The following is a 26,286-nucleotide window of genomic DNA, read 5'->3' on the forward strand; positions in this document are numbered from 1 at the left end:
GAAGAAAGGCGCACTACCCTCCTACAGTCTTACGAAGTGCCTCTATCAGACCATCCCACAGGTCGTGAAGTTCTTTGTGATCATCAAAGTCTGAGTAATCAAATACTTTGAGGTAAACGGATTGTGTTAGTTCATTGAATTCGAGGCGAAGTTCGAAGTATGATGGATCGCGACTGTCGTTATCATTCTCGGGCAGAAATTCGAAGCGTGCAAAGTGATTGGTTCTATGGGCGGTGAGCCGTGCTCTATGTTCTTCGCTATCCCAAAAGAAAGTAAAGGATTTGTCTTCGTTGTTGATAGTTACATCATCTGCAAACCACTCTGCCAGGCCGCTCGCTGTTTGAATGTATGGATACAGCATCTTAATAGAAGCGTGGATCTCATAGTCCGCAATAAATAATTTCTTTTTCGACATGCTTAGCGTTGCCATAGCAAAGGGCTTGGGATTTGAATATATATTATTTTTAGGACTATGACAAAATAAAAAACGTGGCCGCCTTTTGCATCTGTAAAAAGCTCCACGTGCCCGAAAAAAATATAGAAGAAGTTTGTTAAACTTTCAAACGAGCTTTTTTGATAAAACAAAAGATACAGAGACCAATCTGGATTAAAGCGGTAGACAGTAACGCTAACATTACTCCCATAGGTCAGTTAATTCTTAATCAAATGTAACTGACCTTATCAAAAACGTTTATTTTGAGGAGATTATTGGTTGCTCTTTACGATCAATTGATCAAATACCCTTTCAATGGATTTAAGACAGGCATTATTGCGCGAACACTCAAAGAAACAAGCGAGTAAGATAACTGATTATGTGGCTGATAATCCGGTTCGATTTAAAGTGTTGGTTGACATTTACCTGGAAGGTCCATACCGCGTAACGCAGCGAGCCGCATGGCCCGTGGGGCTGTGTGTGGAGAAACATCCGGAGCTTATTCGCCCGCATCTAAAACGAGTGATTGACTATTTAAGGAAGCCCGGTATTCATGATGCCGTAAAGCGGAACACAATGCGGCTGCTGCAGTTCTGCGATATACCGAAGCGCTATCACGGAGCATTGATAGACCTCTGTTTTCAATACCTGCAAGACCACAAAGAGCCGGTAGCGGTAAAAGCTTTCGCGATGACGGTGCTTTATCGCCTGACGCAAACTATACCTGAGCTGAAGAAAGAACTTCAGATTGTACTGGAAGATCAACTGCCTTACGCCTCGCCTGCGTTTACCGTTCGGGCCAGGAAAATATTAAAAGAACTAGCGTAACGGCGCAAGATCGGTTTATACAATACTTATCTATAAGCCAATGCTTTCGTTAGTTTTGTACCAGACAATCTTTAACTACCTGCATGAACGACTTCGCGCATCAGCAGCATGTTTGTAAAAGCTGCAGCAATACTTTCGTTGGACTTTACTGCAACCTCTGTGGTGAAAAAGTAATTGAGCCGAAGGAGCGCAAGATTCAATCTGTTATTGGTCATTTGCTGGTTGCATCTACCATTGTTGATAACAAGTTTCTGAAATCGTTGTGGTATACTGTTACCAAGCCCGGGTTTCTTTCGCGTGAGTATGTGGACGGCCGCAGGGTAATGTACATGCGCCCATTACAAATGTTCTTTATTCTGAACCTGATTTATTTTTTGTTTCCGGTGCTGCAAATGTTCAACTCATCACTGTACACTCAGCTCCATGTACTTCCACACAGCAAGCTGGCACAACGGATAGTTGTACAAATGCTGAAAAAAGATAGCATGACGATGACGGGCTTTGAACTCATGTATAATGAAAAAACCACGAGCCTGGCAAAATTACTGGTTGTAGTTTTTGTATTGCTGGCATCGCTGCCCCTCAGCCTGATCTTCCGGAAGAAGAATCGCTACTTTACCGATCACGTGGCTTTCTCCGTAGAACTTACCAGTTTTAACCTGGCCGTGAATGCAATAGCACTGTCGGTGATCTTTGCGTTTATTAATATGATTTTGCGCATTACGCATACATCAAGTTATGGTATGTACCTGAACGATCTTACGCTTACCATCATCTTTGTATCCACCAATCTATACTTTATATTTTATGCTGCGCGCACCTTCTATAGCCAGCGGGGCAAGCGACTTATACTAAAAGCTTTTGCGGGAATTCTCGGATTGTTTGTGGCGCTGGAAGTGTACCGGTTCTTCCTGTTCTTTATTACAATCTGGACGATGTAACTACCGGTCGGTATTACCAAGCTTGAGGATCAGATCATCTACTTGTGTGTGATCGCTCTTCGGCGTGAGCTTTCTATAGTGCTTTAGTGCTTCGATGGCCTCTGTGAACTCTTTGTTCATAGCCAATGTAAGACCGAGATTGAAATGACTGTTGGGGAACGTTGGTTGAATCTCGATCGATACTCCATAATGTACTTTTGCCAACGCGAAGTTGCCAACTTCGGCATAGAGGTTGGCCAGGTTATAATGCGCTTCAAAGTGACGTGGCTCCTCCTTTAAACACTTGGTAAAGAAATCGATAGCCTTGGTATTTTGTCCTTCCTTAAATTCAAGTATACCTAGGTTGCAATAGGCATCGGCAATGGAGTCAAGCTCTTCGATAGCTTTTAGATAGCGCAGGCGTGCGGAAGCTTTATCGCCCTGATCATCGAGCATCAGTGCTTCTTCAAAAACAGATAATTGATTGAGACGTACAACTTTACCTCCTGTAAAGAGATTCAGTTGGCCCTGCTTTTCCAGTTCCTTTCCCTTCCCATGCTTGACGCGCGCAGGTTGAGGCCCGAATTTCTCCGGAACAGGATTGACTTTAAACTGGATGATTTTTGCCACGGTGCAAAGGTAAATTATATCTGCCAATAGTAATAAACGGTATGCTTTGCAAGCTTGCGATAACCACGCTAACTTAACAAATTACTCTAACAAATTTACCTTATAAAACAACGTTAACTGGCTTTTCGTTTCGCAGTCTTGGCAGGCTTCTCTTTTTCGGTTTTGGCTTTCTTGGCAGTTTCACCTTTTGCTTTTTCCATAGGCTTTTTGGCGGCATCAATGCTGGCCTTCAGGGCTGTCATGATATCGACCACTTTCGGTTCTTCTTCCGACATGGTTACGATTTCTTTGCCAGCAACTTTTGCATCGATTATGCTTTTGAGCGCATCATAGTAATGATCCTTCATTTCAATGTTGGCAAACTTGGTAGTCATGGAATCTACCAAGGTCTTGGCAAGTTTCAATTGCTCTTTGTCGGCTTTCACCTCCAGCAGCTGTGGTACTTCGCGCATGCTTCGTACTTCGTTGGGATAGCGAAGGCGGTACATCACCATGCCACCGTCCATCGGAGCCAGTAGCACCGGGGTTTCGCGATCGCGCAACACCACCTTCCCTACTGCAATGCGCCCGCTCTCTTTTAATGTTTGCGAGAGCAGTCCATACGTCTTGGCAGAAACATCGCCATCGGGTCCTATGTAATAGGGTGTCTCGTACAAAGTAGGATGTACTTCGGAAGAATCAACAAACCCTTCTATCTCAATTACTTTTTCGCTTTTGAGCTTTACCTTATTAAGGTCTTCCTGTTCAATGATCACATATTGACCGGGTTCATATTGATACCCTTTTACTATATCTTCAGTCTTCAACGTCTGTCCGGTCACTTTATCTTTCTTCTCGTAGCTTACCGGATTGTGCCCGTCTTTTGAAAGCAGGTTGAAGCTGATTGTTTGACCAGTATCGATGGCGTTGTAAATTCTAACAGGAATGGTGACGAGTGAAAATTGAATGTGTCCTTTCCAGATGGCGCGCATAGTTACTTAGTTTAAAAAATGAAATGAACACCACTAAAGTACTGATAATGAAATGTATTATCAAAATAAATTTTAATAAATACGAGGCTATTGTAATTGTCTAAATTTGCATGCCTGTTTAGTTCTTCAGCAGGCGATCCAGTATCTCGGTTTTCTTTTCGCGGCTGAGCGGCAGTTTTTTGTTGCCGATCACTACTTCATTTCCGTCAATGGATGAAATGGCTTTGATAGAAGCGATATAGGATTTGTGTATGCGCACGAATGACGTGGCCGGCAAAATCTCTTCTACATTCTTCATGCGCAACAAGGTCATGAATTGTTTAGCAGGTGTGTGAATTACCACATAATTCTCCATTCCTTCTACATATTGCACATCATCGAAGTGTATCTTTTCATAACGGTAGTCGCACTTCACGAAGAAGTAATCTTCTTTAGACTGACTTTCTTCGCGATTTCGTGGCGCTGATTTCAATTCAAAAAAATCGCGCGCTTTATTTACGGCTTTTAGAAAACGGTCAAACGGAAAAGGTTTAACCAGGTAATCCAGCACATCCAGTTCATAACCCTGTAAGGCAAAATTTGGATAGGCCGTGGTCATGATCACCATGGGTGGCTCCTTCAGCGATTTTAGAAAATCGATGCCGGTTATTTTTGGCATTTGTATATCGAGGAACATCAAATCAATATTTCCACCAGACAAGGCTTTGTTGGCTTCGAGCGCATTTTCGCATGCTGCTTTTACTTCCAGAAAATCTATATCTTTTATGTAACTGAGAAGTCCTTCGCGCGCCAGCGGTTCGTCTTCTACAACAATGGTTTGTATTTTTCGGCTCATGCTATTTTCAATGACAAGGTAACAAAATAGGTATCAGGCTTCTCTTCTATCGTAAGTTCATATTGATCAGGGTATAGCAATTCCAGTCTTCGTTTTACATTCTTAAGACCTATTCCCCCCACCGCCCCGGGTGGAAGACTTTCGTGTGTGTTGAAAAACCGAGCCGTGAATTTTTCATTCGAGCGTAAAAACTCTACGCGAATGGTGTTCGGATAATCCGCATAGTTTGAAACATACTTGAAGGCGTTCTCCAGAAAAGGAATCAGCATGAAAGGCGCAATCTGAAATCCGCTCAGGTTGCCTTCCGTAGCGAATTCTACTTTAACACGCTCACCCTTCCGCAGTTTCTCCAATGCCATATAGTTTTGCAGATACTCAAGCTCCTTTTCGAACGGTATCTTTTCGTCAGAACAATCATATAACTGAAAGCGCAGCAAGTCGCTTAGTTTGATCAATGTTTCAGATGCTTTCTCCGGATCTTTTCGAATCAGGAAATAAACACTGTTGATGGCGTTGAACAGGAAATGCGGATTTACCTGTGCCTTCAGGTATTGCAATTCTGTTTCGAGGCGTTGTTGCTCCAATTGCTGGTTGGTGCGGTCTGACTGAATTTTACCTTTGATCAGCTTGGCGGATGCCAATATACCGGTCATCGCTGATGTTGACATGAATGTTACTATAAACGTTTGCCCGAAGCTATAGTTAATCTTGGCACCTGCAACATTCATATTGATAAGCAGCCCCGCAGCCAGCATAGCTGAACATGCCACGATGGTTGCAAAAGCAAAAAGCAGAAACAATCCATACCTCCTTCTGTTCAGATAAACGGGAAACAAGTAATACACAACGGTATAAAAAGCAATCATATTAAAGATGGCATACAAGATGGTATTAATCACCACTCGCCAGAAGGTATACATGGTTTGGTAAAAGGATACCCAGAAAACAAAGTATACCAGCCAAAACAGTATATGATGTATTTTGTACCGGAAGAATGCCTGCCAGAAAGTTGATCTGTTTTTCATATTCGGTCTAAAATACGGAAGAAGAAACGGAGTTCGGGTAAATTCATTGACCAACCGCAGAAAAGCTTTGACCAATTGGTTTTACCCTCCAGATAACCATTCATACTAAAGCAGACTGCGGTATGGAACGGGATCGTCAATCGAAAAATACAGTTAGTCAATAAAAATTTAGCAGACCGATCGCAATGCGTTGTTTTGAATCATCAAACACAAACAAAACCAATTATGAAACGCATCTTCTCTCTTCCCATCATCGGATTGTTCATCGCATTATTCCTTGGAACGCTGATTTCTAAAGCACAACAACATTTTACCGTGGAGGTAAAAGGTAAGGGCAAGCCCATGATCCTGATCCACGGTCTTACCTGCAGCGGTGATGTATGGAAAGAAACCGTTGTCCACTACCAGGATAAGTATGAATGCCACATTGTAACGCTCTCCGGCTTTGGTGGCAACGCTCCTGCCCTCCAGGAAAATTTTCTCTCGGCAGTAAAAGACGATATCATCGCGTATGCTAAAAACAAAAAGCTGAAGAAGCCGGTAATTGTAGGACACAGCATGGGTGGCTTTATTTCGTTTTGGGCGGCCGCATCGGCTCCTGGCCTGTTTGAAAAAGTTATTGCTATTGATGGTGTGCCATTTATGCCTGCCTTGCAAATGCCCGGTGCCACCGTAGAAACCGCCAAACCCGTAGCAGATAATATGTATAAGAACATGAGTTCACAAACGCATGAACAGTTTGAAGCAAATACCAAAATGTATCTCGGCACCATGATTACCAGCCCGCAGCATGTTGATGAAGTAATGGAAATTGTAAAGAAGGCTGATGTAAAAACACAGGCGCAGGTAATGTACGAAATGATGTCTACTGATCTTCGCGCTGCGGTAGCTTCAATCGACTGCCCCGTATTGCTGATGGGCGCATGGATTGCCTATAAGAATTACGGTGTTACACACGATGCAGCACTGGCCGGATATAGTGCACAGGTAAGCAATGTAAAGCAGGCATCTGTCGAGATCAGTGACACCGCGAAGCACTTTATATTCTATGACGACCCGAACTGGTTCTTCGCGAAAGCTGATGCCTTTCTGAAATAACCTCTCAATATATATATCTAAAAAGAAAGGGACCTTGTTCGGGTCCCTTTCCTGTTATATATAGCTTCGTTCTTAGTAACCGGTTTTTACAGTTGCCCCCAGATCGTGCAGAATAGTATAAAGCCCGAAGTACGTGCGATTGATATAGATCGCTTCGCCTACTCCCCTGGCCTTCTTGGATTCACGCAATTCTTTCATATTCGCCAAGCTTTCACCGAAAGAAAATAATTCCTGAAAGTAACCATCGTTTGAAAAGTCAAACGACTCGGTGCGGAACGGCCTGCTCAGCAACTCTACGAGCTTTGTGAAAATGCCCATGAAAAACTCTTTTTCTTTTTCAGTGTCTGACGGGTATATAAAATGTAACTGTTCAAAAACGTAGTCGCGCTTTTTCTTGTCGGTAAGTATATCGGCATCGAGTAACCGGAAGTATATATTATGGAAATTCTCCGGAATTACTTTTACACAACCGAAGTCGATGATACCGAGCTTATAGTCGTCTGTGATAATAAAATTGCCAGGGTGCGGATCGGCATGTACAGCTTTAAGCTGGTGCATCTGGAAGTGATAGAAATCCCACATGGCCTGACCGATCTTGTTTGCAGCTCCGGCCGGTAAATCTTTGGCTACAATCTCGCCCAGCATTTTACCTTCCAGCCAATCCATCGTTAATATCTTGGCACACGAATACTCGGGGTAATAATGCGGGAAAACTATATTCTTTACTTCGCGACTTCGCTGGGAGAGATCGATGGAGCGCTTCAGTTCCAGGCTATAATCTGTTTCCTCCAGCATGCGCACTTCTACTTCTTTGATAAACTCATCATACTCCACCGGGTTGAGATTGAACATGCTGAGTGCGATTGGCTTCACCATGGCCAGATCTGATTTTATACTGTCGCCAACACCAGGATACTGTATCTTTACTGCCAGCTTCTTTCCCTGGAGTGTAGCCTGGTGCACCTGCCCCATGGACGCTGCATTGACTGCTTTTCTGGTAAAGGTTTCGAAGATCTGCTCCGGTCCTTTTCCAAAATGATTTTGAAAAGTCTTTACCACCAACGGATACGATAGTGGCGGAGCACTGTATTGCGCCATCGCGAACTTTTGTTGATAGGCGGTGGGCAACAGGTTTTTATCCATGCTCAACATCTGCGCTACCTTCAGCGCACCGCCTTTTAGTTCACTTAAAGAATTATATATATCCGTAGCATTGTCTTCATGCAACTGTTCTTTGCTCACATCGGGGTTGATGAGCTTTTTACCGTAATGTTTTAAATAGTTCGTCCCGATCTTCGCGCCCGTGGTTATAAATTTTGTGGCTCGCTGCACTTTGGTCACCGGTATCCGCTCAAACTCTTTCATGGGCACTATATAAATTTAAGTATGTAGAGATCGTTATGTTTAGTGTGTGAAGGGTGTCGTGTATATTATCGCTTATTCTGATAGAGGAATTTTCCAAAGTCAATCGCTGCATCTACAGCGCCTTTGCCGATCAGATCAAATGCGAGGTTTACCGATTTCTCAATGGCAGCATCTGTTTTTTCGAATCCTGCGCTGTCGTCTTCTTTCCAGAAGATGAGTATAAAACCGAGGTGCAGCCAGAATAATTGCGGATAACGTTTATCGAGGTAAGGCCGCGTGGCTACTTCGCCTTTGCTTTTTCCCTGGTTGAGTATATTTTCAAAAAACTTCTCAAACGATTCTTTAAAGCCTTTCAGATAGCCGGGTGTAATTTCCATTCGTTTAACGTTGCCCAATTGCAGCAGCACATAGCTGCGATTAGCGCGCAGCTCTTCCAGCAAGGTAAAGTAAAAGGCCAGCACTTTTTCGCGGCTTGAAAACTCGTTGAAGGAAGCATCGGCTTCTAGTCTGCTGATTGTAGTGTCGATGAAGCCTTTCCAGATCGTTCGTTCCAGTGTTTCAAACGATCCGAAGTGTACATAGAAATCATCTTCCTTCATGCCATTGTCGAGGCAGAACTTGAACACCGAGGCCGGCTGTTTTCCTTCCGTGAGCAGGTAGTTGATGTATGCCGATTTTATTTTTTCATCCGAAGCCTTGCTCTCGGATTTTCGAGTGCTTTTCTTAGTGGTTTCCATGCTCCTTTAAACAGGTTTTAGATGCAAAGGGTTTGCAAGAAAGCGATGATTCTTTCGTTATATTTCGTGATGATGAGAGCGTTTCTGTTTTTTTATCTGCTGACATTCGCCACCACTCTGTTTGCCCAGAAAAAAATTCGCACGGAAGACCTTTTCGAACAAGGACAAGAGGCACACGACAAAGGCAACTATACACAAGCGCTGGCGTTGCTGAATGAATGTTTGAAACAAGATCCGGGATTTAGCGATGCCTATTTTCTTCGCGCTTCTACCCGCGAGCAGCTGAAAGACCTGGAAGGTGCCCTGACCGACTATAGTATTTACCTGGAGCAGAATCCGAAAAGCCCGGAAGCTCTTTTCAGTCGGGGACTGGTGCGATATCAATTAAAGAAGTACGACCAGGCGTATGAAGATTTTACACAATACCTGAATGCTCCTGGCGGAGCAACGCAGACTATATTTTTCAATACGAAACCTACTGCCACCGGCAACAATCAGGTGATGACGGCCCAAAGTTCCATTCGCCCGTTAATCTATAATTACCTGGGCGTGATCGATCAGAAACGGAATAATTTTTCCAAGTCGGTAGCGTGGCTCGACTCTGCCATACAACTGGTGCCTAAAGAAGCTGACTACTATGTAAACCGCGGTCTTTCGAAGCAAAGCATGAAAGATACAACGGCCGCGATGGCGGATTTTCAAAAAGCATTAGCGATCAATCCACAACATACGGTTGCGTTACACAACATTGCCGTGTTCAAGCGACAACAGGGCGATAAAAAAGCATCAGCGGATCCGTTGGAGCAGGCAATTGACAGTGATTCCAGCATGCTGGCGCCTTACCTGGAACGCGCGCTTCAGCGTATGGAAGGTGGCTACCTGAAAGGTGCACTCGATGATTATAATAAAGCACTTGAAATTGAACCGAAAGATCCGGAGATATGGCTGGGCCGTGGCGTTGTAAAGGAACGCATGAAGGACTATAGCGGTGCTTTCTCGGATTATACCAAGGCCATCGAAATAAAAGAAAGCTTTGTAAAGGCATGGATCAATCGTGCCAACATTCTGCTGAAGATGGAACGATATAAAGATGCTGTAGAAGATTATACTGCAGCACTCATTTATATACCTGACTCTGCTCCTGCTTATTACAATCGCGCCATAGCAAAGTACAAACTGGACAAACTGCCGGAAGCTTGCGAAGACCTGAAGAAAGCGGAATCGCTGGGCATGAAAGCTGATGCCAAACTTAAAGGCAAGATATGCACTGCAAAATAAGTAATTACAGATCAGGTCTTAACCGAACAAATACCGGTTCGCGAAACATCCGGTCAGGTGTAAATTTGGCGTAGCTGATTTCCGCCATCATTACAGGCACAAGCCACGTGGTTTTATTGGCATCGACAAACTCGCCAATGGCGGTAGTCTTTTTTACTACCTCTACTTTTTTTAACGACTGAAATATCTCTTTCATCAGGGCATCGTCAAAGCCGGTGCCGACTTTGCCGCGATATTGCAACTCGTTGCCTACACGCTCGGCCATTTGCAAGGCACCAAACAGCGTTTGTCTCTCCCCTTTGCCTTGTGTGTATCCAATGATGACTACTTCTGCAGTTTGCCGTATCTTGATCTTGAGCCAGCAATCGCTTCGGCGGGCAGGTAAATATTTACTCGTCTTCTCTTTCGCCATGATGCCTTCGAGTGAATGAAGTTTGGCTGCTTCGAAAAGCGCCTGTCCATCTTCCACATATTCGCTTACACGATACGGTGTGTCGGGCCGCACAGCATCTTTCAACCACTCTTTTCTTTTCAACAGCGGCTCGTTGATCAATACGCGGCCATCCAGGTACAGGCAATCAAATATATAGCAGTATACCGGGTTGGATTTGGCGAGTTTTTGAATGTTGGTTTCACCAGTGCTCGACATGCGATTGATGACGCGTTTGAATACGGGCTTGCCATCGCCATCGAGGCATACAATTTCGCCATCAAACAATCCGTTAGTGGCGCGAAAGGCTTTGCTTCCGTCCAGCAATTCAGGAAACTGAAGTGTTACATCAATATGATTGCGTGTACGCAACGTTACCTGCCCATCTTCGAGCACAATCATAGCGCGTATACCATCCCATTTCATTTCAAAAAGATGTGTATCACGCGCAGGCGGTTTATCAGCCGATTCTGATAACATGGGCTCAATGGTCTGGCGCAGGTAATTTACCTGTGGTTCATCCACGCGTTCCAGCAGCCATTCCTTCTCTTTCATTTTGTGTATGCGGTATTCGCCGCTCACTTCCTTGCTGCTCAATCTAAAATAGAAACCGTCTTTCTTTTCTTTGGTGATCTGATATTTACCTAAAGCATAGATCCACATTTCACCGGCACCGTATTGACCCTTCGGAATTTTTCCATCGAAGGTAAGGTACTCCATGGGGTGATCTTCGGTTTGTACTGCCAGTCGCTTTACTCCGGGGTATGGCGGAAGGCCCTTCGGCACGGCCCATGACTTTAATACACCATCCTGTTCAAGACGAAGGTCGTAATGCAATCGCGATGCGTGGTGGCGATGCACTACAAAACTGTTGCCGGTAGTTTCCACTTTGGCTGCTGCCGGCTCCGGAGTTTTTTCGAAGTCACGCTTTTTCGCATAGGCTTCCAGTTGCTCGGGTGATTTATGTTTCGCCGAAGGTGGAAGTTTCTTGTTCTTCGCCGGTGTCTTTTTCCGATGTGTGTGCAGCTCAACAGCATAAGCGTCAAAGCCTTCCCACACATCGCCATCCTGCGATAATTTATCGAGTACTGTCTTGATAGTATATATCCGCGGATCGGTGAGTTCGCGCAAGTCATCCCACGTAAGGGGCATGGACACCGGCGCACCTACCCTGCCGCGCAAGCTATAAGGCGACACTATACTTTGCCCGGAGCGGATGCGAAATATATCTACGAGCACACGGCCCTTGCGTGCTTCTTTTTTGATCTGCAGTGTTACCCGATCCGGGCGATCTTCTACAAAAGGCTTTGCTATATCTTGCGCTGCTTCAAATACAGTATGAAAATCCCACTTCGCTTCTATCGGACAGCAGATGTGCAGACCCTTTCCGCCGGTGGTCTTTACAAACGGAGTGTAACCGTGCGCTTCGATCAGTTCCTTCAACTCAAATGCGATTGGCACAAGATTCCGAAAAACATATCCTTCCGGAGGATCAAGATCAAACACCATGTAATCGGGAAAATCGAATGTAGGTTTCCTTCCATGCAGTTGATGAAGCTCCAGGGATGCAAGGTTGGCCAGCCATACCAGCGATGCCGGTTCGGTAGCAATGATATAATCTTTCTTCTCTTTGCCGAGCGTTACAAACTCCAGCCAGTCAGGCGCCCACTCGGGCCTGTTCTTTTGATAGAAGCTCTCACCGTGTATACCATCCGGAAAGCGGATCAACGTGAGCGCTCTTCCTTTAATGTGGTGGAGAATGGTAGGTGCAATGGTGAGGTAGTACTGAATGACTTCTGCTTTCAGAATTTCGTCTTCCGGAAACAATACTTTCTCGAGGTTTGAAAGCTCAACCTTTCGTTTTCCTACTTGTGCCCATTGTGTATTTTTCTTGGCCATCAGGCGGTGGTTATACTCCTGAATTTGAGCATTCCGTTAACGATGAGCGCCACACATACACCACTTATACTGCTTACCACCACATTTCCTATATTGTAGTCGGACGAATGGACGGCAAACCTGATCAATACTACCGCCACTGTTATCGCTGCCAGCATCAACCAGTATAGCACCGAAGGCCGTGCATACATGGTTATCGGCTGCGGCTTTCTAAAGAATATATAGGCCACTACCAGCATAAGACCAATTGCCGTGCTGATGTGTTGCAAAGCATAAAACAACGGATAGCGTACACCATCGAACGGTATAGAAATGTGATGATAGAATGGAAGTTCCCGGGCAAAAAAACCACTGGCATGTGTAAAGGAATCCCAAAAGATATGAGAAGCCGAGCCTAACAACGCCGACAGTATAAACAAGATATAGTTTGATCGCAGGTACGCTACCAGATCGAAGTTCAGCGTATCCTGAAAACGCTGCTGCAAATATACCGGCAGGTTGTAAATAAGATTCTGCTTTACCAGGAGATGGAACGATAACGACAGGAAAAACACTACAGGAAGGTCAAAGTATAACAATCCCCAGAGCGTATGGCTGTGGTCGCTCTCCACACTAAGCTTGAAGAAATATTCAAAGTCAGGCGCAATGCTCCCCACCACCAGCGCAGTGGCCGATAGTTTCCTTGTTCGTAAAAAAGGAAGTACAATAGCCGTATGCGCTGGTGTAAAGGGCATATATTTCTACGCTGATTTGGTTATTCGATAGCAGCCTTGGGTTTGTTCTTTAAAAAGATCATCCCTACCACAAATGTAATCGCGGCAACCACGATTGGATACCATAATCCTGCCAACGGATCGCCTGCGGGATTAGTTTCTGATTTACTGAGTTCAAACAAACTCGTTGCCAGCAGTGGTGTAAGACCGCCGAAAATTCCATTGCCAATGTGATAGGGCAACGACATGGAAGTATAGCGGATGCGTGTCGGGAAAAGCTCTACCAGAAATGCAGCAATAGGTCCGTATACCATGGTAACCAGTACAAGCTGTACAAACACCAGGGCGATCACGATATAGAACGGCTTGCTGGCCAGTATAACTTCGCGCCTGGTTTCCGTCTCTGCTTTTCCTGTTTTCTTTTTAACGGTAGTAGCCGATTCCACCAGCTGGGTTCCGTCTTCAAAAACATGAATAGTTTTTTTAATGGAAAGAGAATCTCCTTTTGAGTTGATCTGGCTTGTGCTTGTAATATTCTTCTCGTTGGTAAATTCCTTTTTGCTGCGAACATCGGTGAGCTGGTATAGCTGGTGGTAGATAGGGCGATAAAGAATAACCGCCAGCAGCATACCACTCATCATGATGAACTTGCGCCCGATTCTATCAGACAGCCAACCGAAGTATATAAATAACGGTGTGCCAATTACCAGCGCAATGGCGATGATATTCCGCGTTTGTACAAACTCAATGTTACAGGTCTTTTCAAGAAAAGTCATGGCATAGAACTGACCGGTATACCATACTACACCCTGCCCTGCCGCTGCACCAAACAGTGCAATCAATACGAGCTTGAGATTTTCCTTGTTGCCGAAACTTTCCTTGATGGGGTTCTTCGATACCTTTCCTTCGGCCTTGAGCCTGGCAAACAACGGAGATTCATTCATGCGCATACGGATGAAGATGGAAACGCCCACCAGTATAGCGGAGAGAATAAAGGGTATACGCCAGCCCCAGTCATTGAACTCTGTTATTTCCATTGAACCGCGTACTGCGAGTATAACACCGATGGAAACGAAGAGCCCGAGCGTAGCCGTTGTCTGAATAAAGCTGGTATAATATCCTCGCTGAGAAGCCGGAGCATGCTCGGCTACATAAGTAGCAGCACCTCCGTACTCGCCGCCCAGGGCAAGACCTTGCAGCAGGCGGAGCAAAAGAACAATAATGGGTGCCAGTACACCAATCGTTTCATAGCCCGGCACAAGTCCGATGGCAAACGTAGAACCCCCCATTAAAATGAGCGTAACGAGAAAGGTATATTTTCTTCCTACCAGATCGCCAAGTCGTCCGAAGACTATAGCACCGAAAGGACGTACAATAAATCCGGCAGCAAAAGTGGCCAGCGTTGAAAGGAAGGCTGCGGTTGGATTAGTCTTGGGGAAAAATTGTTCTGATAAAATGGTGGCGAGACTTCCGAATATATAGAAGTCGTACCATTCGATAAGGGTGCCTACAGAGGAGGCCGAAATAACAAACCAGAGCGTTCTCCTTTGCTCTTTCGTAATAGCGGTTTCTGACATGGTATCGGTTGGTTGGTTTTGGTTTTACTTTCCTAGAAATATAAGTAGAAAGTTGAAAGTAGAAAATATATACCTGCAACCTGTGGCCATTAGCAAAAAAGAAAAGGGGCTTTCGCCCCTTTATCAAAATCTTCTTCGTGTTTTTCCTAGTCTTCTACACCAAGGGCTTTCAGCTTCTTGCTTACACGATCGTTGTTCTTATCGTCCGCTATATAGTAGTATAACAGGCTAAGCTTGTGGAGTAATTCGATCTCGGCATCCTGTGAAGGAGCTTTCATTTTTTCAGCTTTCTCCAGGTAAGGAATAGCCGCTTCGCTTTGCTTCACGCGCTTCTGTACAAGTTCCTGCTTTTTCTTGGCATTGGCAGAAGATATACCGAGTGCGTTGATATCCTGAGTAGTTTTGTCAATTTCAATCAGATAATAGTTCGCCAGGTTAAACTGTGCATCGAAGTAATCGGGTTGAATTTTCAACGCGGCTTCGAAGTTCGCCTTGGCATCTTCCATTTTCTTCAATTCAGTATTTAATACTCCTAACAGATATAGGCTTTGTGCATCGTTAGGGTTCTGTTTTACAGCTACTTCAAGATTTTTAGCAGCCTCATCGTAGCGCTTCAACTGGATCAATGAATTCAGCTCTACCACTTTCATATCTTTGTGGTTAGGGAGTATTTTCAGAATTTTTTGTGCGCTGGCAAGAGCCGCTTCAAAGTTCTGATCTTCATACGCCAGCAATGCAGGCATTGTCAACGCTTGTGTTCTTTTTCCACCCAGGTCAGCATACTTCGTCAGGAAGTCCATAGCTTTTTGTCTTTCTTCTGAATTGTAAGCAGCATATCCGGCATACTCATAGAATGTAGTATCAGGCTTGTTAGCTTTGAATGCTATACCTTTCTCGAATTGCTTTAATGCACCTTTGAAATCTTCGGAACTGAAAGCCTTGTCACCTTTTACCAGGTATGCATTACCTATATTCTGGATTACCTGGTCGTAGCCTAAAGGAAGACCATTTTTATCCTGCACGAAGAGTGCACTGGTTTTGCCTCCACTCAGTTCTTCCGCTTTCTTCAATGACTCTCCCGCCACTTTAGACAGATCTTCTGTTGAGTTATAGGATGTTGTTGTATCCAACGCTCCATAGATAATGCCGCGATAGAACCAGGTTTTGCTATCGTTCATTGTTTTTTCGTAAGTAGTAGCCGCATCAATGGTGGATTTAGCTTCGTCAAGCTTTCCATTCTTCAAAGCTGTAAGCGCTTTGTTGATATTCGGCTTTGCTTCTTTCTGCGCCAACACCATTCCTGGTATGATCAGAAGTAATAGAACTGCTATCTTTTTCATTGTTCGTTAGTTAATTGTGGGTTATTGTTGTTCTGTATCGTGGTTGTTCGTGTCATCATTTTCCGGCTCATCGGTATCATTGTCCGGAGTATCATCTATATCCTGTTCAGAGATACTACTTTCGGTATGCACGATTGGCCGCGTTGTTGAATCCAATCCATCACTTCCCTCGTTCTTTACTTCCACAATCTGCTGAATCTTCTCCACAGAGGATATGCGGTCGTCATCATTCAGTTTGATCAGTCGCACACCTTGTGTAGCGCGGCCCATTACACGCAATTCGCTTACTTTAATGCGAATTGTTATACCTGAACGATTAATAATCATCAACTCGTCTTCATCAACAACTTCCTTGATGGCAACAAGTTTGCCAGTTTTGTCTGTGATGTTGAGCGTCTTCACACCCATGCCACCGCGCTTTGTAATGCGATAGTCATCAGTGAGAGATCGCTTGCCATAACCATTTTCTGATACCACCAGCAAGTTGGCATCCGCACGCGTAATGCAGACCATACCAATCACCGTATCGGTTTCAGAGTCAAGTGTAACGCCACGTACACCGGCCGCCATGCGACCCATAGGCCTTACGTCTGATTCATGGAAGTGCACGGCTTTACCTTCACTCTTGGCAATGATGATGTGGTTGTTTCCATTGGTAAGCGAAGCATTCAACAGCTTGTCACCTTCGTGAATGGTGATCGCATTTATACCTCCCTGACGCGGACGTGAGTATGCCTCCAGCGATGTTTTCTTGATGGTACCTTTTACCGTACACAAGATTACATAGTTGTTGTTGATATACTGCTCGTCTGTAAGGTTCTTCACGTTGATGATGGCACGAACAGCATCGCCGGGTTCAATGTTGATCAGGTTCTGCACGGCTCTTCCCTTCGAAGTTTTGTTACCTTCCGGAATTTCGTATGCCTTCTTCCAGTATACTTTACCCTGATCGGTAAAGATCAACAAGTAGTTATGCGCCTGTGCAATGAACAGGTGTTCGGTAAAATCGTCATCTTTCGTGCTCACACCTTTCGAACCAACGCCACCTCTGCCCTGCGTTCTGTATTCGGAGAGTGATGTACGTTTGATGTATCCCTGATTGGAAATGGTAATGACCATCTCTTCGTTCGGAATCATATCTTCGAGTGTGATATCCTCATCGCTGTGGATCACCGTGGTGCGGCGTTCGTCACCGTAACGATCTCTGATATCGGCAAGCTCGTTCTTGATGATCTGCATGCGCAGCGATTCGTTCGACAATATATCTTTCAGACGATCGATGAGCTCTTTTACTTCTTTATACTCTTGCTGAATCTTGTCGCGCTCCAGACCTGTAAGTCTTTGCAAACGCATATCGAGAATTGCTTTCGCCTGTATCTCTGACAAACCAAAGCGTGTCATCAATCCATCTTTCGCAGTTTCCGGATCTTTTGAATTACGGATGAGGCTGATCACTTCATCGAGGTGATCGAGAGCAATCAGGTATCCTTCCAGGATGTGTGCCCTGCGCTCTGCTTCTGCCAACTCAAACTTCGTTCTGCGCACAATCACATCGTGACGGTGCTCTACGAAGTACTTGATCATATCTTTCAGGTTCAGCGTCATCGGGCGGCCTTTTACTAGCGCCACGTTGTTCACACCGAATGATGACTGAAGCTGGGTATATTTATACAGGTTGTTGAGTACAATGTTGGCGATTGCATCTTTCTTCAGATCGTATACAATGCGATATCCTTCGCGATCGGACTCATCGCGGATATCGGATATACCTTCGATCTTCTTCTCGTTTACCAGCGCAGCAGTTTTCTCGATCATCTGCGCCTTGTTCACCATGTACGGGATCTCCGTAACGATGATCTGATCTTTACCCGTAGATGAAGTTACGATCTCGGCCTTCGCACGCATGATCACTCTGCCGCGACCGGTAAGGAAAGCTTCCTGAACACCGGAGTACCCATAGATCAACGCACCGGTTGGGAAGTCGGGCGCAGTGACGAACTTCATCAGCTCCGGTATCGTAATCTCGTTGTTGTCGATATAGGCGATGGTACCGTCAATCACTTCGCGCAGGTTGTGCGGTGCCATGTTGGTTGCCATACCCACGGCAATACCGGAAGAACCATTCACCAGCAGGTTCGGTATCTTGGCTGGCAATACGGAAGGCTCGGTTAACGAATCGTCAAAGTTCGGTTGGAAGTCAACCGTATCTTTGTTGATATCGGCCAGCATCTCTTCCGCAATTCTGCGAAGACGTGCTTCGGTATAACGCATCGCTGCCGGAGAGTCTCCATCAATAGAACCAAAGTTTCCCTGGCCATCTACGAGTGTATAGCGCAGCGACCAGTCCTGGGCCATGCGCACCATGGTATCGTATACAGAGGCATCTCCGTGCGGGTGATATTTACCCAACACTTCCCCTACGATCCTTGCTGATTTCTTATAGGGCTTATTGTAGTTAACACCCAATTCCAACATCCCGAACAACACTCTGCGGTGTACGGGCTTCAATCCATCGCGAACATCCGGAAGCGCGCGTGAAATGATTACCGACATCGAATAATCGATGTACGCACCACGCATTTCATCTTCAATATTGATCGGGATTATACTCTGCCTTCCAGGGGTCAGACCACCAGTTTCTTCTGCCATCTAAAATCGTTTGTTTTGGGCTTAATTAAGCGTTTTTTAAAGCCTCGCAAGATAGCAAAAGTTACCACTCCGCGACTCAAATCAACGCGTTAATATTCACTTTTTTACACGAGTGTTTCAGCCTTTGGAGGAATGAATTTTAGGTCGATCTAACCCGGTATTTCAAGGCCGTTGCAGCAATCAAAATACTATAACAGCATGAAGCGCATAACTGAATGCCGTTCTGTTAGTTGTCACCGGAAATTTAAATTATTAATACGGATTGAGCTTCTTCTTGTTCTTGCCTTTGTACTTGATGAGGTTGGGATAATTCTCACCATAGTGAGGGTTCTGTTTTTTGTAGATGGGATGCACGCGACTTCTGTACTCACGATTACCATGGGCATGGTTCATCTGTGCATGACAGGTTTTAAGGAAACACCGGCGAAGCTCGGGTATGCGATAGGTAGCCCCTACGTTGATGTAAAATGCATTGAGCTTATGCGTGATGCTGGGGCCGCCTTCAGGCATGTTAACCTTGTATCCCTTGAACTCATACGAAGGTCTTACAAAGAGTTTAAAGTACTCTGACATCTCGCGCTCGACAGCAACCCCGAGGTTGAAAAATATACCCTTCTGAATGACGCTGTTGTCGAACTTCTTGCCGAGTTTATAACCACCGAGGTTGGCATCTACCACAAGCAAATATTCATTGTAACGGTAAACCGAAGCTCCAAACATGAGGAAGTACTTCTTCAGGAAGAAGCTTGAAACTTCCGGAGAAAAGTTACTGATCCTATCGCTATACCGGGTGGCCCGGAAATCACCTACATGGGTATATTCGAACGAATATCCTCCCCCAATTCTATATCGGTTAAACTCTACATGAAGCGTGGCACGGAGTGGAATGTTAAAGGATTTACTCTTGAAGCCGATCTTGGCGGTATCAGAGTTCACCAGAAATGCTCCCGGCTGCACGGTATTACCCGATGACTGCACACGGTTAACCCAATTGGAATATCCGGACGATACACTGGCGGGTCTGAACAACTTGGGCGTGGAGTCGGGATTCTGCAATATGCCAAACCCATCGAGCTTATGTTTAAATGGCATGCTGCCATAGCCTGTGCTAAGACCAAACGTGACCTTGCTTAATATCTTTCGAAGAGCACCGGTGCCCTGGCGCTTGATGTAAAAGTTTTCCAGTGGTATAGAGGCATCTTTCTCATTCTCGTATTGAGCGAGCACTTGTGTTGCCGGTATAAGAACGGCGATAAGCAGGGCGGTTGCAGCGTAACGCTTCAAAAAAATGGGGTTAAGCTCCTAAAGTTAAAAAATGTAAGCCGTTCATCCTCTGGCTTTTGAGGATTAAAGGTAAGCTAATTTCAGCAATCATCCTATACCCGGATATCCATCCGCTAGCTAACTGGCTTATTTGGTGGAACCAGTTGCCGTCTGAAAGGTTTACTGACGACCACCTCTTGTTGTTAACTATATTTCCTGCATGTAAAGGAGTATTCACCTGGAGCTTGTATACAATATACTGCGGCATAGCATTCAATAATATCGATAAGGCGCGTTCGTACTTTCCAACGATGAAAAGGTATGAAAAAGTGTTTGTCCTTTCTGCACCTTATAGGTAAAATTATGCGAGGTGGAATGCTGCTCGTCTGCTTTCAGCGTGAGTGTCACGGTGTTTGCTCCCTCTTTCAGGGGCACGCGGGTATAATAAATGCTATGTGGCAATGTTTGCCAGTTGCGTGTATCAGCTTTCTCGGTCATCGCATTTACCAGGCCGAGCACAGCACCTAAACCTTCATCTTCTTTCCGTACGCTTTGCTCTGTTACTTTCTTCATCGCGGCACGGAGCAATCCTTTGCTAAACTCCTGCATCATCCGTTTCTTCAGGCTATAAAAAGCAACCTTGTTAATATCTTCCGCAAGTTCTAATGTATAGGTGTTGCTGTCGAGCTGCACGGTGCCTGTGTTATAATATACCGACCGCTCTACATACCTGGGAAAGGCGACCCGAAACACCTGCAGTTTTTTGAGGTCGGATTGTTTCTTATGATCGTCTTCTTCGAGTTGAAACGGAAATGCAAGGCCAAGCTCAGGGTTGGTAAACACCACACCATTGTTACCAACAGGGTCGATCACAAAATTAACGCTCCACTCATTCTTTACCGGTCCCAGTCCGTTATGCCAGAAGAACACCAGCTCTGCATCAGGCTTCACGGGCGTATAATCCTGTAGACCAAACTTCTCTTTGTATTGCTCGGCTTCGTCTTGAAAGCCCGTCCAGTAAGCTGTGTTGATCAGATCGTACTTGAGCTGCTGTGGTACCTGCATACCAAACATTTTTGCATAATCGTTCTCGTATATTTCTACGGCATTACGGTAGGCTATAAATGCATTGTTATAATCGTTATCCGATTGATATACGATGCCCATCAGCGTGTTGATAAATGCATCGCGCTGATACTTCTCCTCAGCGGAATATTTATCACTCAACTGGTTGAGTCGTATGCTTAACCTGCGACATTCCACCAGTGCTTCTTCGTGCTGGTTCATCTTCAGGTAATTAATGGCTTTGAAATATAGTACCATCAAATGTTCATGATCTTCACCGTGGTAGGTAGTGATGGTAGGATTGGTGAAATAGGAAGCGGCTTCGTTTAAATAGTTGATGTGATAATCTTCACCAAACAAAAAAGCTTTCTCGAAATACTCATTACTTTGTTCGTAACGACCGAGTATTGATAACAACAGTCCGTTGTTTACCATGTACAGAAAACGGGCGCGGCCTTGCTCCTGCTTGCTGTTCTTCTCCAGTGTAGTGAGTGCCTGTTGCAGATCGCCCCGTTCAAACTCGTTATTGAAATTGAAATTCTTCTGGTAGTAGCTGGCACAGGCCGACACCATCAGTATGGTGCTGAACAACCATGCGCCTCGCACAAAAGTATTTCTATACTTCTGCCGGTCAACATGCTGTGCTTTGCTATCGCTCATGGTTGCTGGGAAGGCGACAAAATCAGATCAGTTCTTCACGAGTTTTTTGATCTCATCCTGACCATACCAGATGCGCTTGCTCGTCTCAATGTCGGTCAGGAATAATGTAGTAATATAGTTCACAACACGCTTTCGGTTGTTGGTGTCGGTTTCAGAAGTCATCTCACCAAACAGCATCAGGTCTGCACCAATTTCTTTTCCAAATTGTTTGGCCGTTGCCGAAGAGGCAAAATCCTGCTGCTCGGTGCGTTCCGTTCTAAGTTTATCCCGAAAGTCGCCTGACTCCACAATCTCGGCAATCGCCGAGTTATGGATTACCATTTCAAACTTCTTTACATAATTATCGGCATCAATATGCTCGGAAGTTTTATTACGGATAGGGCCCATTACAATAACCGGCTTACGCCCTAATTGCCTGGCGTAATCTTTAAATGTTTGTGAATCGAAAAGATCATAAATCATTTTGTCAGCTACCATTCGTGAATCGGTATCGTTCCATCGCCCGCTAAGATCTATAGCAGTAGTAGGTTCTACGCGAGTAACCGTACGGGAGCAGGATGCAAAAATTACCAGGAAGAATACAGGCAAGAATTTAGACATAGCGGTAAATTTCAGAGGCAAACTTCAAAAATCCTGCCGAAGATACGCAGAAAGGTATTGCCATGTTACGGGTACAGGGAGCAGTTGTTGCAGGCGGTGATCAACGGACGGCTTTCAGGTTCCTGATCACTTCTTTAGGATCAGCAGCAGAGAAAACAAAGTTACCAGCCACCAGCACATCGGCACCGGCATCGAGTAAGGCCTTGGCATTCTGCTGGTTTACACCACCATCAATCTCAATCAGCGCAGAAGAATTTGCTTCCAGAATCATACGCTTAAGGGCGGCTACTTTCGTATAGGTATGCTCGATAAACTTTTGCGCACCAAAACCCGGATTTACCGACATCATACAAACCATGTCAATATCGGCAATGATGTTTTCCAACACAACAATGGAAGTGTGCGGGTTAATAGCAACACCTGCCTTGCAACCCAGCGCTTTGATCTGCTGAATATTGCGATGAAGGTGCGGGCATGCTTCCACGTGAACCGAGATGATCTCCGCTCCTGCTTTTTGGAAAGCCTCCACGTATCGCTCCGGCTGCATAATCATCAGGTGAACATCCAATGGTTTGCGGGCATGACGCTTTACTGCCTCCACCACAGGCAAGCCCATTGATATATTGGGAACGAAGACTCCGTCCATGATATCAACGTGTATCAGGTCGGCTTCACTTTCATTGAGCATGGTAATCTCACGCTGCAGGTTCGCGAAGTCTGATGCCAGTATGGAAGGAGCAACAAGGGGTCGGGTCATGATAAATATACTATATGTGGTTAACGGGAAGCGATGATAGCCTGATCGATATCGTTGATAATATCTGAAACATCTTCGAGCCCTACCGCAATGCGTATAAGCCCCGGTGTTATACCCACAGCTGCCCGTTCTGCATCGGTAAGTTTGGAATGTGTAGTGGATGCCGGGTGAATGCATATTGTGCGTGTATCACCCAGATTCGGCGTGTGCGATATCAGCTTCAGTGCATTCAGGAATTTACGTCCCTGCTCAACACCGCCCTTTACTTCGAAGGTCACTAATCCTCCACCGAGCTTCATTTGTTTTTTTGCCAGTGCATGCTGCGGGTGCGATGGCAGGAAAGGATACTTTACAAGTACAACATCCGGATTTTTCTCCAGGTGTGTAGCGATCGTCAACGCATTCTGGCAATGACGTTCCATCCGTATAGCAAGTGTTTCCAGACTCTTCGACAACGTCCACGCATTGAATGGAGACATCGCCGGACCGGTATGCCGCGTAAAGAACCGAATCTCTTTGATCAGTTCTTTTGTGCCTAGTATAGCACCACCGATCACGCGGCCCTGGCCATCCATAAATTTAGTAGCTGAGTGGGTAATGATATGTGCGCCCCATTTGGCAGGCTGCTGAATATAGGGCGTAGCAAAACAGTTGTCTACGTTGAGAATAAGCTTGTGTTTGGCGGCAAGCTTTCCAAGCCATTCCAGATCAATAAGGTCGAGTGCCGGGTTTGACGGAGTCTCTACGAAGATCATCCGCGTATTCGGCTGGATCTTCGCTTCCCAGGTTTCCGGTTCATTTACATCGGCATAGCTATGCGAAATGCCAAACTTCGGGAAGATGATATTCAATATCTGGTGCGTTGATCCGAATACTGAACGACAGGCCAGTACATGATCGCCGGAACGCAACAACGCCGCCATGCTGCTATACATCGCGGCCATGCCGGAAGCCGTGGCAATACCATCTTCTGTTCCCTCCAATCGGCACAGCTTATCGATAAACTCATTGGTATTGGGATTTGAATACCGGCTATAAATATTACCAGGAATCTCATCGGCAAACATAGCGCGTGCCTGTTCGGCATCATCAAATACAAAGCTTGATGTGAGGTACAGCGGCACAGAGTGTTCACGAAACGGTGTGCGCGGATGTTGTGCGCGTATAGCTTCCGTCTCAAAATTTCTTTTTTCTTCCATGAATCAAAATATACTCGTAGGGAATCGTAATTATAAAAGAATGTTATGAGAAGATTATGAACTATCGAATCACTTCCAGACTGTATGTGATCTTAGCCGTCTTCTCCAGTGTTTTGGCAACAGAGCAGTATTTCTCTACCGAGAGGCTCACGGCTTTCTCAGCTTTATCCTGGTCTATATCTCCAAAGAGCTTGAAGTGTGCATGCACTTCGGTATAGAGTGATGGTGTTGCATCTTTCTCACGTTCGCCGGTTATGGTGATCTGTATATCTTTCAGATCCTGGCGCTGCTTTTTCAGAATGCTCACCACATCAATGGAGCTGCAACCACCCATTGCGGCCAGCAGCATCTGCATCGGGCGCATGCCCAGGTTTGACCCACCCGCCTCAGGCGATGAATCCATTTGTACCGTGTTCCCGGCTTCGTTACGGGCTTCCATGTGGAAGGCATCATTCAAGCGGCGTAATTCAATTTTTATCATACGTATTCTTCTCCCTTCACTGGCCATACAAGGCTTCCGATCACCATTCCGATCAGGCTAACAAGTGTTGCCGGAACAAGGCTTGGCCATGTCGTTTCAAAGGCTTCAAAGATAATCCAAGTTATCATACCGAGCACCATCGATAGTAAAGCTCCGTTGCTGTTGGATCGTTTCCAGTACAAACCCAGCGTGAGCGGAACAAACAACGACACGAGACTCAGGATGGATGACTCTCCTACCAGTTCGTAGATGTTCGAACGTAAACATGCCATCACGGTTGCCACGAGCGCAAAAAGCAACACCGATATTTTGGTAAGCACCAGAAATTGTTTGTCGCTATAGCGATGTTTGATCAATGGCTTTACCAGGTTCTCGGAAAAGATAACGGCCGGTGCCAGAATTGCAGAGCTCGTAGTACTCATGATAGCGGACAACAATGATCCGAAAAAAAGTATCTGGATGGGCAGCGTAGTGTGCTGAAGCACCATGTTCGGCAGGATAAGCTGTGTATCGCCGTTGATTTGGTCCGGGTATAAATGCTTTGTGCAAAGGCTAATGAACAACGGCAGCATGGCGATAGTGAGATATAGTATAGCAGCGTAGTAACATGACCATATAGCGGTTTTAACTGAGCCGGACGACATGGCGCGCTGAAATACATCCTGTGATGGTAATGACCCTAATCCAAGTACCGACCAGGCAGCGATATAGGCAACAATCTCTTTGAAATCGGCAGGAGGAAAAAACTGTCTGTCCTTTTCCGGAAATTCGCTTAGCACAACGGACACACCACCCGCTTTTTCAGCGAGTACAAACGCCAGCACAAACATGCCGGCAATAATGATAATACTTTGAATGAAGTCGGTTACCGATATAGCCCACATACCCCCGGCATAGGTATAGACGGTTACAATCACAGAGCTCAACACCACGCCTTGCCACGTAGGTATACCAGTAACAACGTTCAGGATCAATCCCATGGCAACGAGTTGTGCCGCAATATAGCCGAGATAGGGAACGGCCAGGAAAAAACTGGCCGTGAGTTCTGTAGTTCTGCCGTAACGTACTTTGAAGTAATCTCCCAGCGTGAGGAGATTCATGTTATATAATTTGCGTGCGTAGAATAATCCAAACAGGATAAGGCATAGCGCTGCGCCAAATGGATCTTCGATTACGGCAAATAAACCACCTTGAAGAAATTGAGAAGATGCACCAAATACGGTTTCTGAGCCGAACCAGGTAGCGAACAATGCAGCGGAGCTTAACACAATGGGTAGGCTTCTGCCGGCCAGCATAAAGTCTCCGGAGTTTTTGACCTTTCGTGACGCCCAAAAACCAATGGCGACAGTAACGGCGAGATAAGCAATGATCGAAAGGAGTAGCAATTCTTTACACTTGGAACATAAAGGTAAATTGTTTCTTACAGACCTCACAGAATTACATAGATAAATGTAGAATGAGTCTGGAAGTCCGAAGACCGAAAAAGTCCGGAAGATATACTAGCAGCTCGTAGCTATTTAAATCCAGTGGCAC

23 protein-coding genes are annotated in these 26,286 nt (G+C 45.3%); 4 read left to right on the forward strand and 19 right to left on the reverse strand.

All coding sequences use genetic code 11. The annotated features are described in order from the left end of the window. Positions 1–13: 13 nt before the first annotated feature. Positions 14–430, reverse strand: coding sequence for an START-like domain-containing protein (locus tag V7Q33_RS08875; protein ID WP_333819614.1), 417 nt, complete (start codon positions 428–430; stop codon positions 14–16). A gap of 318 nt (positions 431–748) precedes the next feature. Here V7Q33_RS08875 and V7Q33_RS08880 point away from each other — a divergent pair, with 318 nt between their 5' ends. Together V7Q33_RS08880 and V7Q33_RS08885 are read left to right on the forward strand one after the other, a co-directional pair. Continuing rightward, positions 749–1,261 (forward strand): hypothetical protein, encoded by a 513-nt coding sequence (locus tag V7Q33_RS08880; RefSeq protein WP_331975261.1) that lies wholly within the window; start codon positions 749–751, stop codon positions 1,259–1,261. An 83-nt stretch (positions 1,262–1,344) separates the two neighbouring features. Continuing rightward, complete coding sequence (locus V7Q33_RS08885) at positions 1,345–2,202, forward strand: DUF3667 domain-containing protein (RefSeq protein WP_333819615.1); 858 nt, start codon at positions 1,345–1,347, stop codon at positions 2,200–2,202. Here V7Q33_RS08885 and V7Q33_RS08890 read toward each other — a convergent pair whose 3' ends face one another. The 4 genes from V7Q33_RS08890 to V7Q33_RS08905 all read right to left on the reverse strand — a co-directional run bounded on the left by V7Q33_RS08890 (position 2,203) and on the right by V7Q33_RS08905 (position 5,642). Next, positions 2,203–2,811 (reverse strand): tetratricopeptide repeat protein, encoded by a 609-nt coding sequence (locus tag V7Q33_RS08890; RefSeq protein WP_331975264.1) that lies wholly within the window; start codon positions 2,809–2,811, stop codon positions 2,203–2,205. A gap of 113 nt (positions 2,812–2,924) precedes the next feature. Further along, on the reverse strand, positions 2,925–3,782 hold the full coding sequence (ku, locus tag V7Q33_RS08895; RefSeq protein ID WP_333819617.1) for a non-homologous end joining protein Ku: 858 nt from the start codon (positions 3,780–3,782) through the stop codon (positions 2,925–2,927). Positions 3,783–3,900: 118 nt separating this feature from the next. Continuing rightward, the gene (locus tag V7Q33_RS08900) at positions 3,901–4,617 is read right to left on the reverse strand and encodes a LytR/AlgR family response regulator transcription factor (protein WP_331977996.1); all 717 of its coding nucleotides are present in this window, start codon (positions 4,615–4,617) and stop codon (positions 3,901–3,903) included. Then, a complete protein-coding gene (locus tag V7Q33_RS08905; protein ID WP_331977994.1) occupies positions 4,614–5,642 on the reverse strand; it encodes a sensor histidine kinase in 1,029 nt (342 codons plus the stop codon). The genes V7Q33_RS08900 and V7Q33_RS08905 overlap by 4 nt, the downstream gene beginning before the upstream one ends. 225 nt (positions 5,643–5,867) lie before the next feature. Between V7Q33_RS08905 and V7Q33_RS08910 the strand changes: the two genes are divergently transcribed. Beyond that, entirely contained in the window at positions 5,868–6,740 is an 873-nt protein-coding gene (locus V7Q33_RS08910) for an alpha/beta fold hydrolase (RefSeq protein ID WP_331977992.1), read from the forward strand. A 72-nt stretch (positions 6,741–6,812) separates the two neighbouring features. Here V7Q33_RS08910 and V7Q33_RS08915 read toward each other — a convergent pair whose 3' ends face one another. Further along, complete coding sequence (locus tag V7Q33_RS08915) at positions 6,813–8,105, reverse strand: ABC1 kinase family protein (protein ID WP_331977990.1); 1,293 nt, start codon at positions 8,103–8,105, stop codon at positions 6,813–6,815. Positions 8,106–8,170: 65 nt separating this feature from the next. After that, on the reverse strand, positions 8,171–8,842 hold the full coding sequence (locus V7Q33_RS08920; RefSeq protein ID WP_331977988.1) for a TetR family transcriptional regulator C-terminal domain-containing protein: 672 nt from the start codon (positions 8,840–8,842) through the stop codon (positions 8,171–8,173). 21 nt (positions 8,843–8,863) lie between these two features. On the opposite strand from V7Q33_RS08920, the gene V7Q33_RS08925 reads away from it, so the two are divergent. Beyond that, on the forward strand, positions 8,864–10,120 hold the full coding sequence (locus V7Q33_RS08925; protein ID WP_331977986.1) for a tetratricopeptide repeat protein: 1,257 nt from the start codon (positions 8,864–8,866) through the stop codon (positions 10,118–10,120). 4 nt (positions 10,121–10,124) lie between these two features. On the opposite strand, the gene ligD is transcribed toward V7Q33_RS08925, so the two are convergent. The 12 genes from ligD to V7Q33_RS08985 all read right to left on the reverse strand — a co-directional run bounded on the left by ligD (position 10,125) and on the right by V7Q33_RS08985 (position 26,186). After that, entirely contained in the window at positions 10,125–12,449 is a 2,325-nt protein-coding gene (gene ligD / locus V7Q33_RS08930; protein ID WP_333819618.1) for a non-homologous end-joining DNA ligase, read from the reverse strand. Continuing rightward, positions 12,449–13,183 (reverse strand): DUF4184 family protein, encoded by a 735-nt coding sequence (locus tag V7Q33_RS08935; RefSeq protein ID WP_333819620.1) that lies wholly within the window; start codon positions 13,181–13,183, stop codon positions 12,449–12,451. The genes ligD and V7Q33_RS08935 overlap by 1 nt, the downstream gene beginning before the upstream one ends. A gap of 20 nt (positions 13,184–13,203) precedes the next feature. After that, entirely contained in the window at positions 13,204–14,739 is a 1,536-nt protein-coding gene (locus V7Q33_RS08940; protein WP_333819621.1) for an MFS transporter, read from the reverse strand. Positions 14,740–14,885: 146 nt separating this feature from the next. Continuing rightward, entirely contained in the window at positions 14,886–16,079 is a 1,194-nt protein-coding gene (locus V7Q33_RS08945; RefSeq protein ID WP_331983018.1) for a tetratricopeptide repeat protein, read from the reverse strand. A 21-nt stretch (positions 16,080–16,100) separates the two neighbouring features. Continuing rightward, positions 16,101–18,728 carry a DNA gyrase subunit A gene (gyrA, locus tag V7Q33_RS08950; RefSeq protein ID WP_333819622.1) on the reverse strand — a complete coding sequence of 876 codons (2,628 nt, stop codon included), beginning with the start codon at positions 18,726–18,728 and terminating at the stop codon, positions 16,101–16,103. A 252-nt stretch (positions 18,729–18,980) separates the two neighbouring features. Beyond that, positions 18,981–20,012 carry a hypothetical protein gene (locus V7Q33_RS08955; protein ID WP_333819623.1) on the reverse strand — a complete coding sequence of 344 codons (1,032 nt, stop codon included), beginning with the start codon at positions 20,010–20,012 and terminating at the stop codon, positions 18,981–18,983. A gap of 252 nt (positions 20,013–20,264) precedes the next feature. Continuing rightward, entirely contained in the window at positions 20,265–21,716 is a 1,452-nt protein-coding gene (locus V7Q33_RS08960; RefSeq protein ID WP_333819624.1) for a COG3014 family protein, read from the reverse strand. A gap of 27 nt (positions 21,717–21,743) precedes the next feature. Further along, positions 21,744–22,316: a penicillin-binding protein activator LpoB gene (locus V7Q33_RS08965; protein ID WP_331983115.1), complete on the reverse strand. Its 573-nt coding sequence runs from the start codon at positions 22,314–22,316 to the stop codon at positions 21,744–21,746. Between the two features lie 100 nt (positions 22,317–22,416). Further along, on the reverse strand, positions 22,417–23,073 hold the full coding sequence (gene rpe, locus V7Q33_RS08970) for a ribulose-phosphate 3-epimerase (RefSeq protein ID WP_331983117.1): 657 nt from the start codon (positions 23,071–23,073) through the stop codon (positions 22,417–22,419). A 20-nt stretch (positions 23,074–23,093) separates the two neighbouring features. After that, positions 23,094–24,272, reverse strand: a complete 1,179-nt coding sequence (locus V7Q33_RS08975; protein ID WP_333819626.1) for a trans-sulfuration enzyme family protein — start codon at positions 24,270–24,272, stop codon at positions 23,094–23,096. A 61-nt stretch (positions 24,273–24,333) separates the two neighbouring features. Further along, a complete protein-coding gene (locus tag V7Q33_RS08980; protein ID WP_331983121.1) occupies positions 24,334–24,753 on the reverse strand; it encodes an OsmC family protein in 420 nt (139 codons plus the stop codon). Continuing rightward, complete coding sequence (locus tag V7Q33_RS08985) at positions 24,750–26,186, reverse strand: sodium:solute symporter family protein (protein ID WP_333819627.1); 1,437 nt, start codon at positions 26,184–26,186, stop codon at positions 24,750–24,752. The genes V7Q33_RS08980 and V7Q33_RS08985 overlap by 4 nt, the downstream gene beginning before the upstream one ends. Positions 26,187–26,286 lie beyond the last annotated feature (100 nt).

This window comes from Ohtaekwangia sp. (assembly GCF_036786105.1).
Lineage (GTDB): Bacteria > Bacteroidota > Bacteroidia > Cytophagales > Cyclobacteriaceae > Ohtaekwangia.

Excerpts from the sequence above, each read along its gene's own strand:
- V7Q33_RS08925 (WP_331977986.1), top strand. The coding sequence starts at position 8,864 with ATGCAAAGGGTTTGCAAGAAAGCGATGATTCTTTCGTTATATTTCGTG.
- V7Q33_RS08875 (WP_333819614.1), bottom strand. The coding sequence starts at position 430 with ATGGCAACGCTAAGCATGTCGAAAAAGAAATTATTTATTGCGGACTAT.
- V7Q33_RS08920 (WP_331977988.1), bottom strand. The coding sequence starts at position 8,842 with ATGGAAACCACTAAGAAAAGCACTCGAAAATCCGAGAGCAAGGCTTCG.
- gyrA (WP_333819622.1), bottom strand. The coding sequence starts at position 18,728 with ATGGCAGAAGAAACTGGTGGTCTGACCCCTGGAAGGCAGAGTATAATC.
- V7Q33_RS08900 (WP_331977996.1), bottom strand. The coding sequence starts at position 4,617 with ATGAGCCGAAAAATACAAACCATTGTTGTAGAAGACGAACCGCTGGCG.
- V7Q33_RS08935 (WP_333819620.1), bottom strand. The coding sequence starts at position 13,183 with ATGCCCTTTACACCAGCGCATACGGCTATTGTACTTCCTTTTTTACGA.
- V7Q33_RS08910 (WP_331977992.1), top strand. The coding sequence starts at position 5,868 with ATGAAACGCATCTTCTCTCTTCCCATCATCGGATTGTTCATCGCATTA.
- rpe (WP_331983117.1), bottom strand. The coding sequence starts at position 23,073 with ATGACCCGACCCCTTGTTGCTCCTTCCATACTGGCATCAGACTTCGCG.
- V7Q33_RS08965 (WP_331983115.1), bottom strand. The coding sequence starts at position 22,316 with ATGTCTAAATTCTTGCCTGTATTCTTCCTGGTAATTTTTGCATCCTGC.
- V7Q33_RS08885 (WP_333819615.1), top strand. The coding sequence starts at position 1,345 with ATGAACGACTTCGCGCATCAGCAGCATGTTTGTAAAAGCTGCAGCAAT.
- ligD (WP_333819618.1), bottom strand. The coding sequence starts at position 12,449 with ATGGCCAAGAAAAATACACAATGGGCACAAGTAGGAAAACGAAAGGTT.
- V7Q33_RS08880 (WP_331975261.1), top strand. The coding sequence starts at position 749 with ATGGATTTAAGACAGGCATTATTGCGCGAACACTCAAAGAAACAAGCG.
- V7Q33_RS08975 (WP_333819626.1), bottom strand. The coding sequence starts at position 24,272 with ATGGAAGAAAAAAGAAATTTTGAGACGGAAGCTATACGCGCACAACAT.
- V7Q33_RS08905 (WP_331977994.1), bottom strand. The coding sequence starts at position 5,642 with ATGAAAAACAGATCAACTTTCTGGCAGGCATTCTTCCGGTACAAAATA.
- V7Q33_RS08960 (WP_333819624.1), bottom strand. The coding sequence starts at position 21,716 with ATGAGCGATAGCAAAGCACAGCATGTTGACCGGCAGAAGTATAGAAAT.
- V7Q33_RS08940 (WP_333819621.1), bottom strand. The coding sequence starts at position 14,739 with ATGTCAGAAACCGCTATTACGAAAGAGCAAAGGAGAACGCTCTGGTTT.
- ku (WP_333819617.1), bottom strand. The coding sequence starts at position 3,782 with ATGCGCGCCATCTGGAAAGGACACATTCAATTTTCACTCGTCACCATT.
- V7Q33_RS08980 (WP_331983121.1), bottom strand. The coding sequence starts at position 24,753 with ATGATAAAAATTGAATTACGCCGCTTGAATGATGCCTTCCACATGGAA.
- V7Q33_RS08945 (WP_331983018.1), bottom strand. The coding sequence starts at position 16,079 with ATGAAAAAGATAGCAGTTCTATTACTTCTGATCATACCAGGAATGGTG.
- V7Q33_RS08915 (WP_331977990.1), bottom strand. The coding sequence starts at position 8,105 with ATGAAAGAGTTTGAGCGGATACCGGTGACCAAAGTGCAGCGAGCCACA.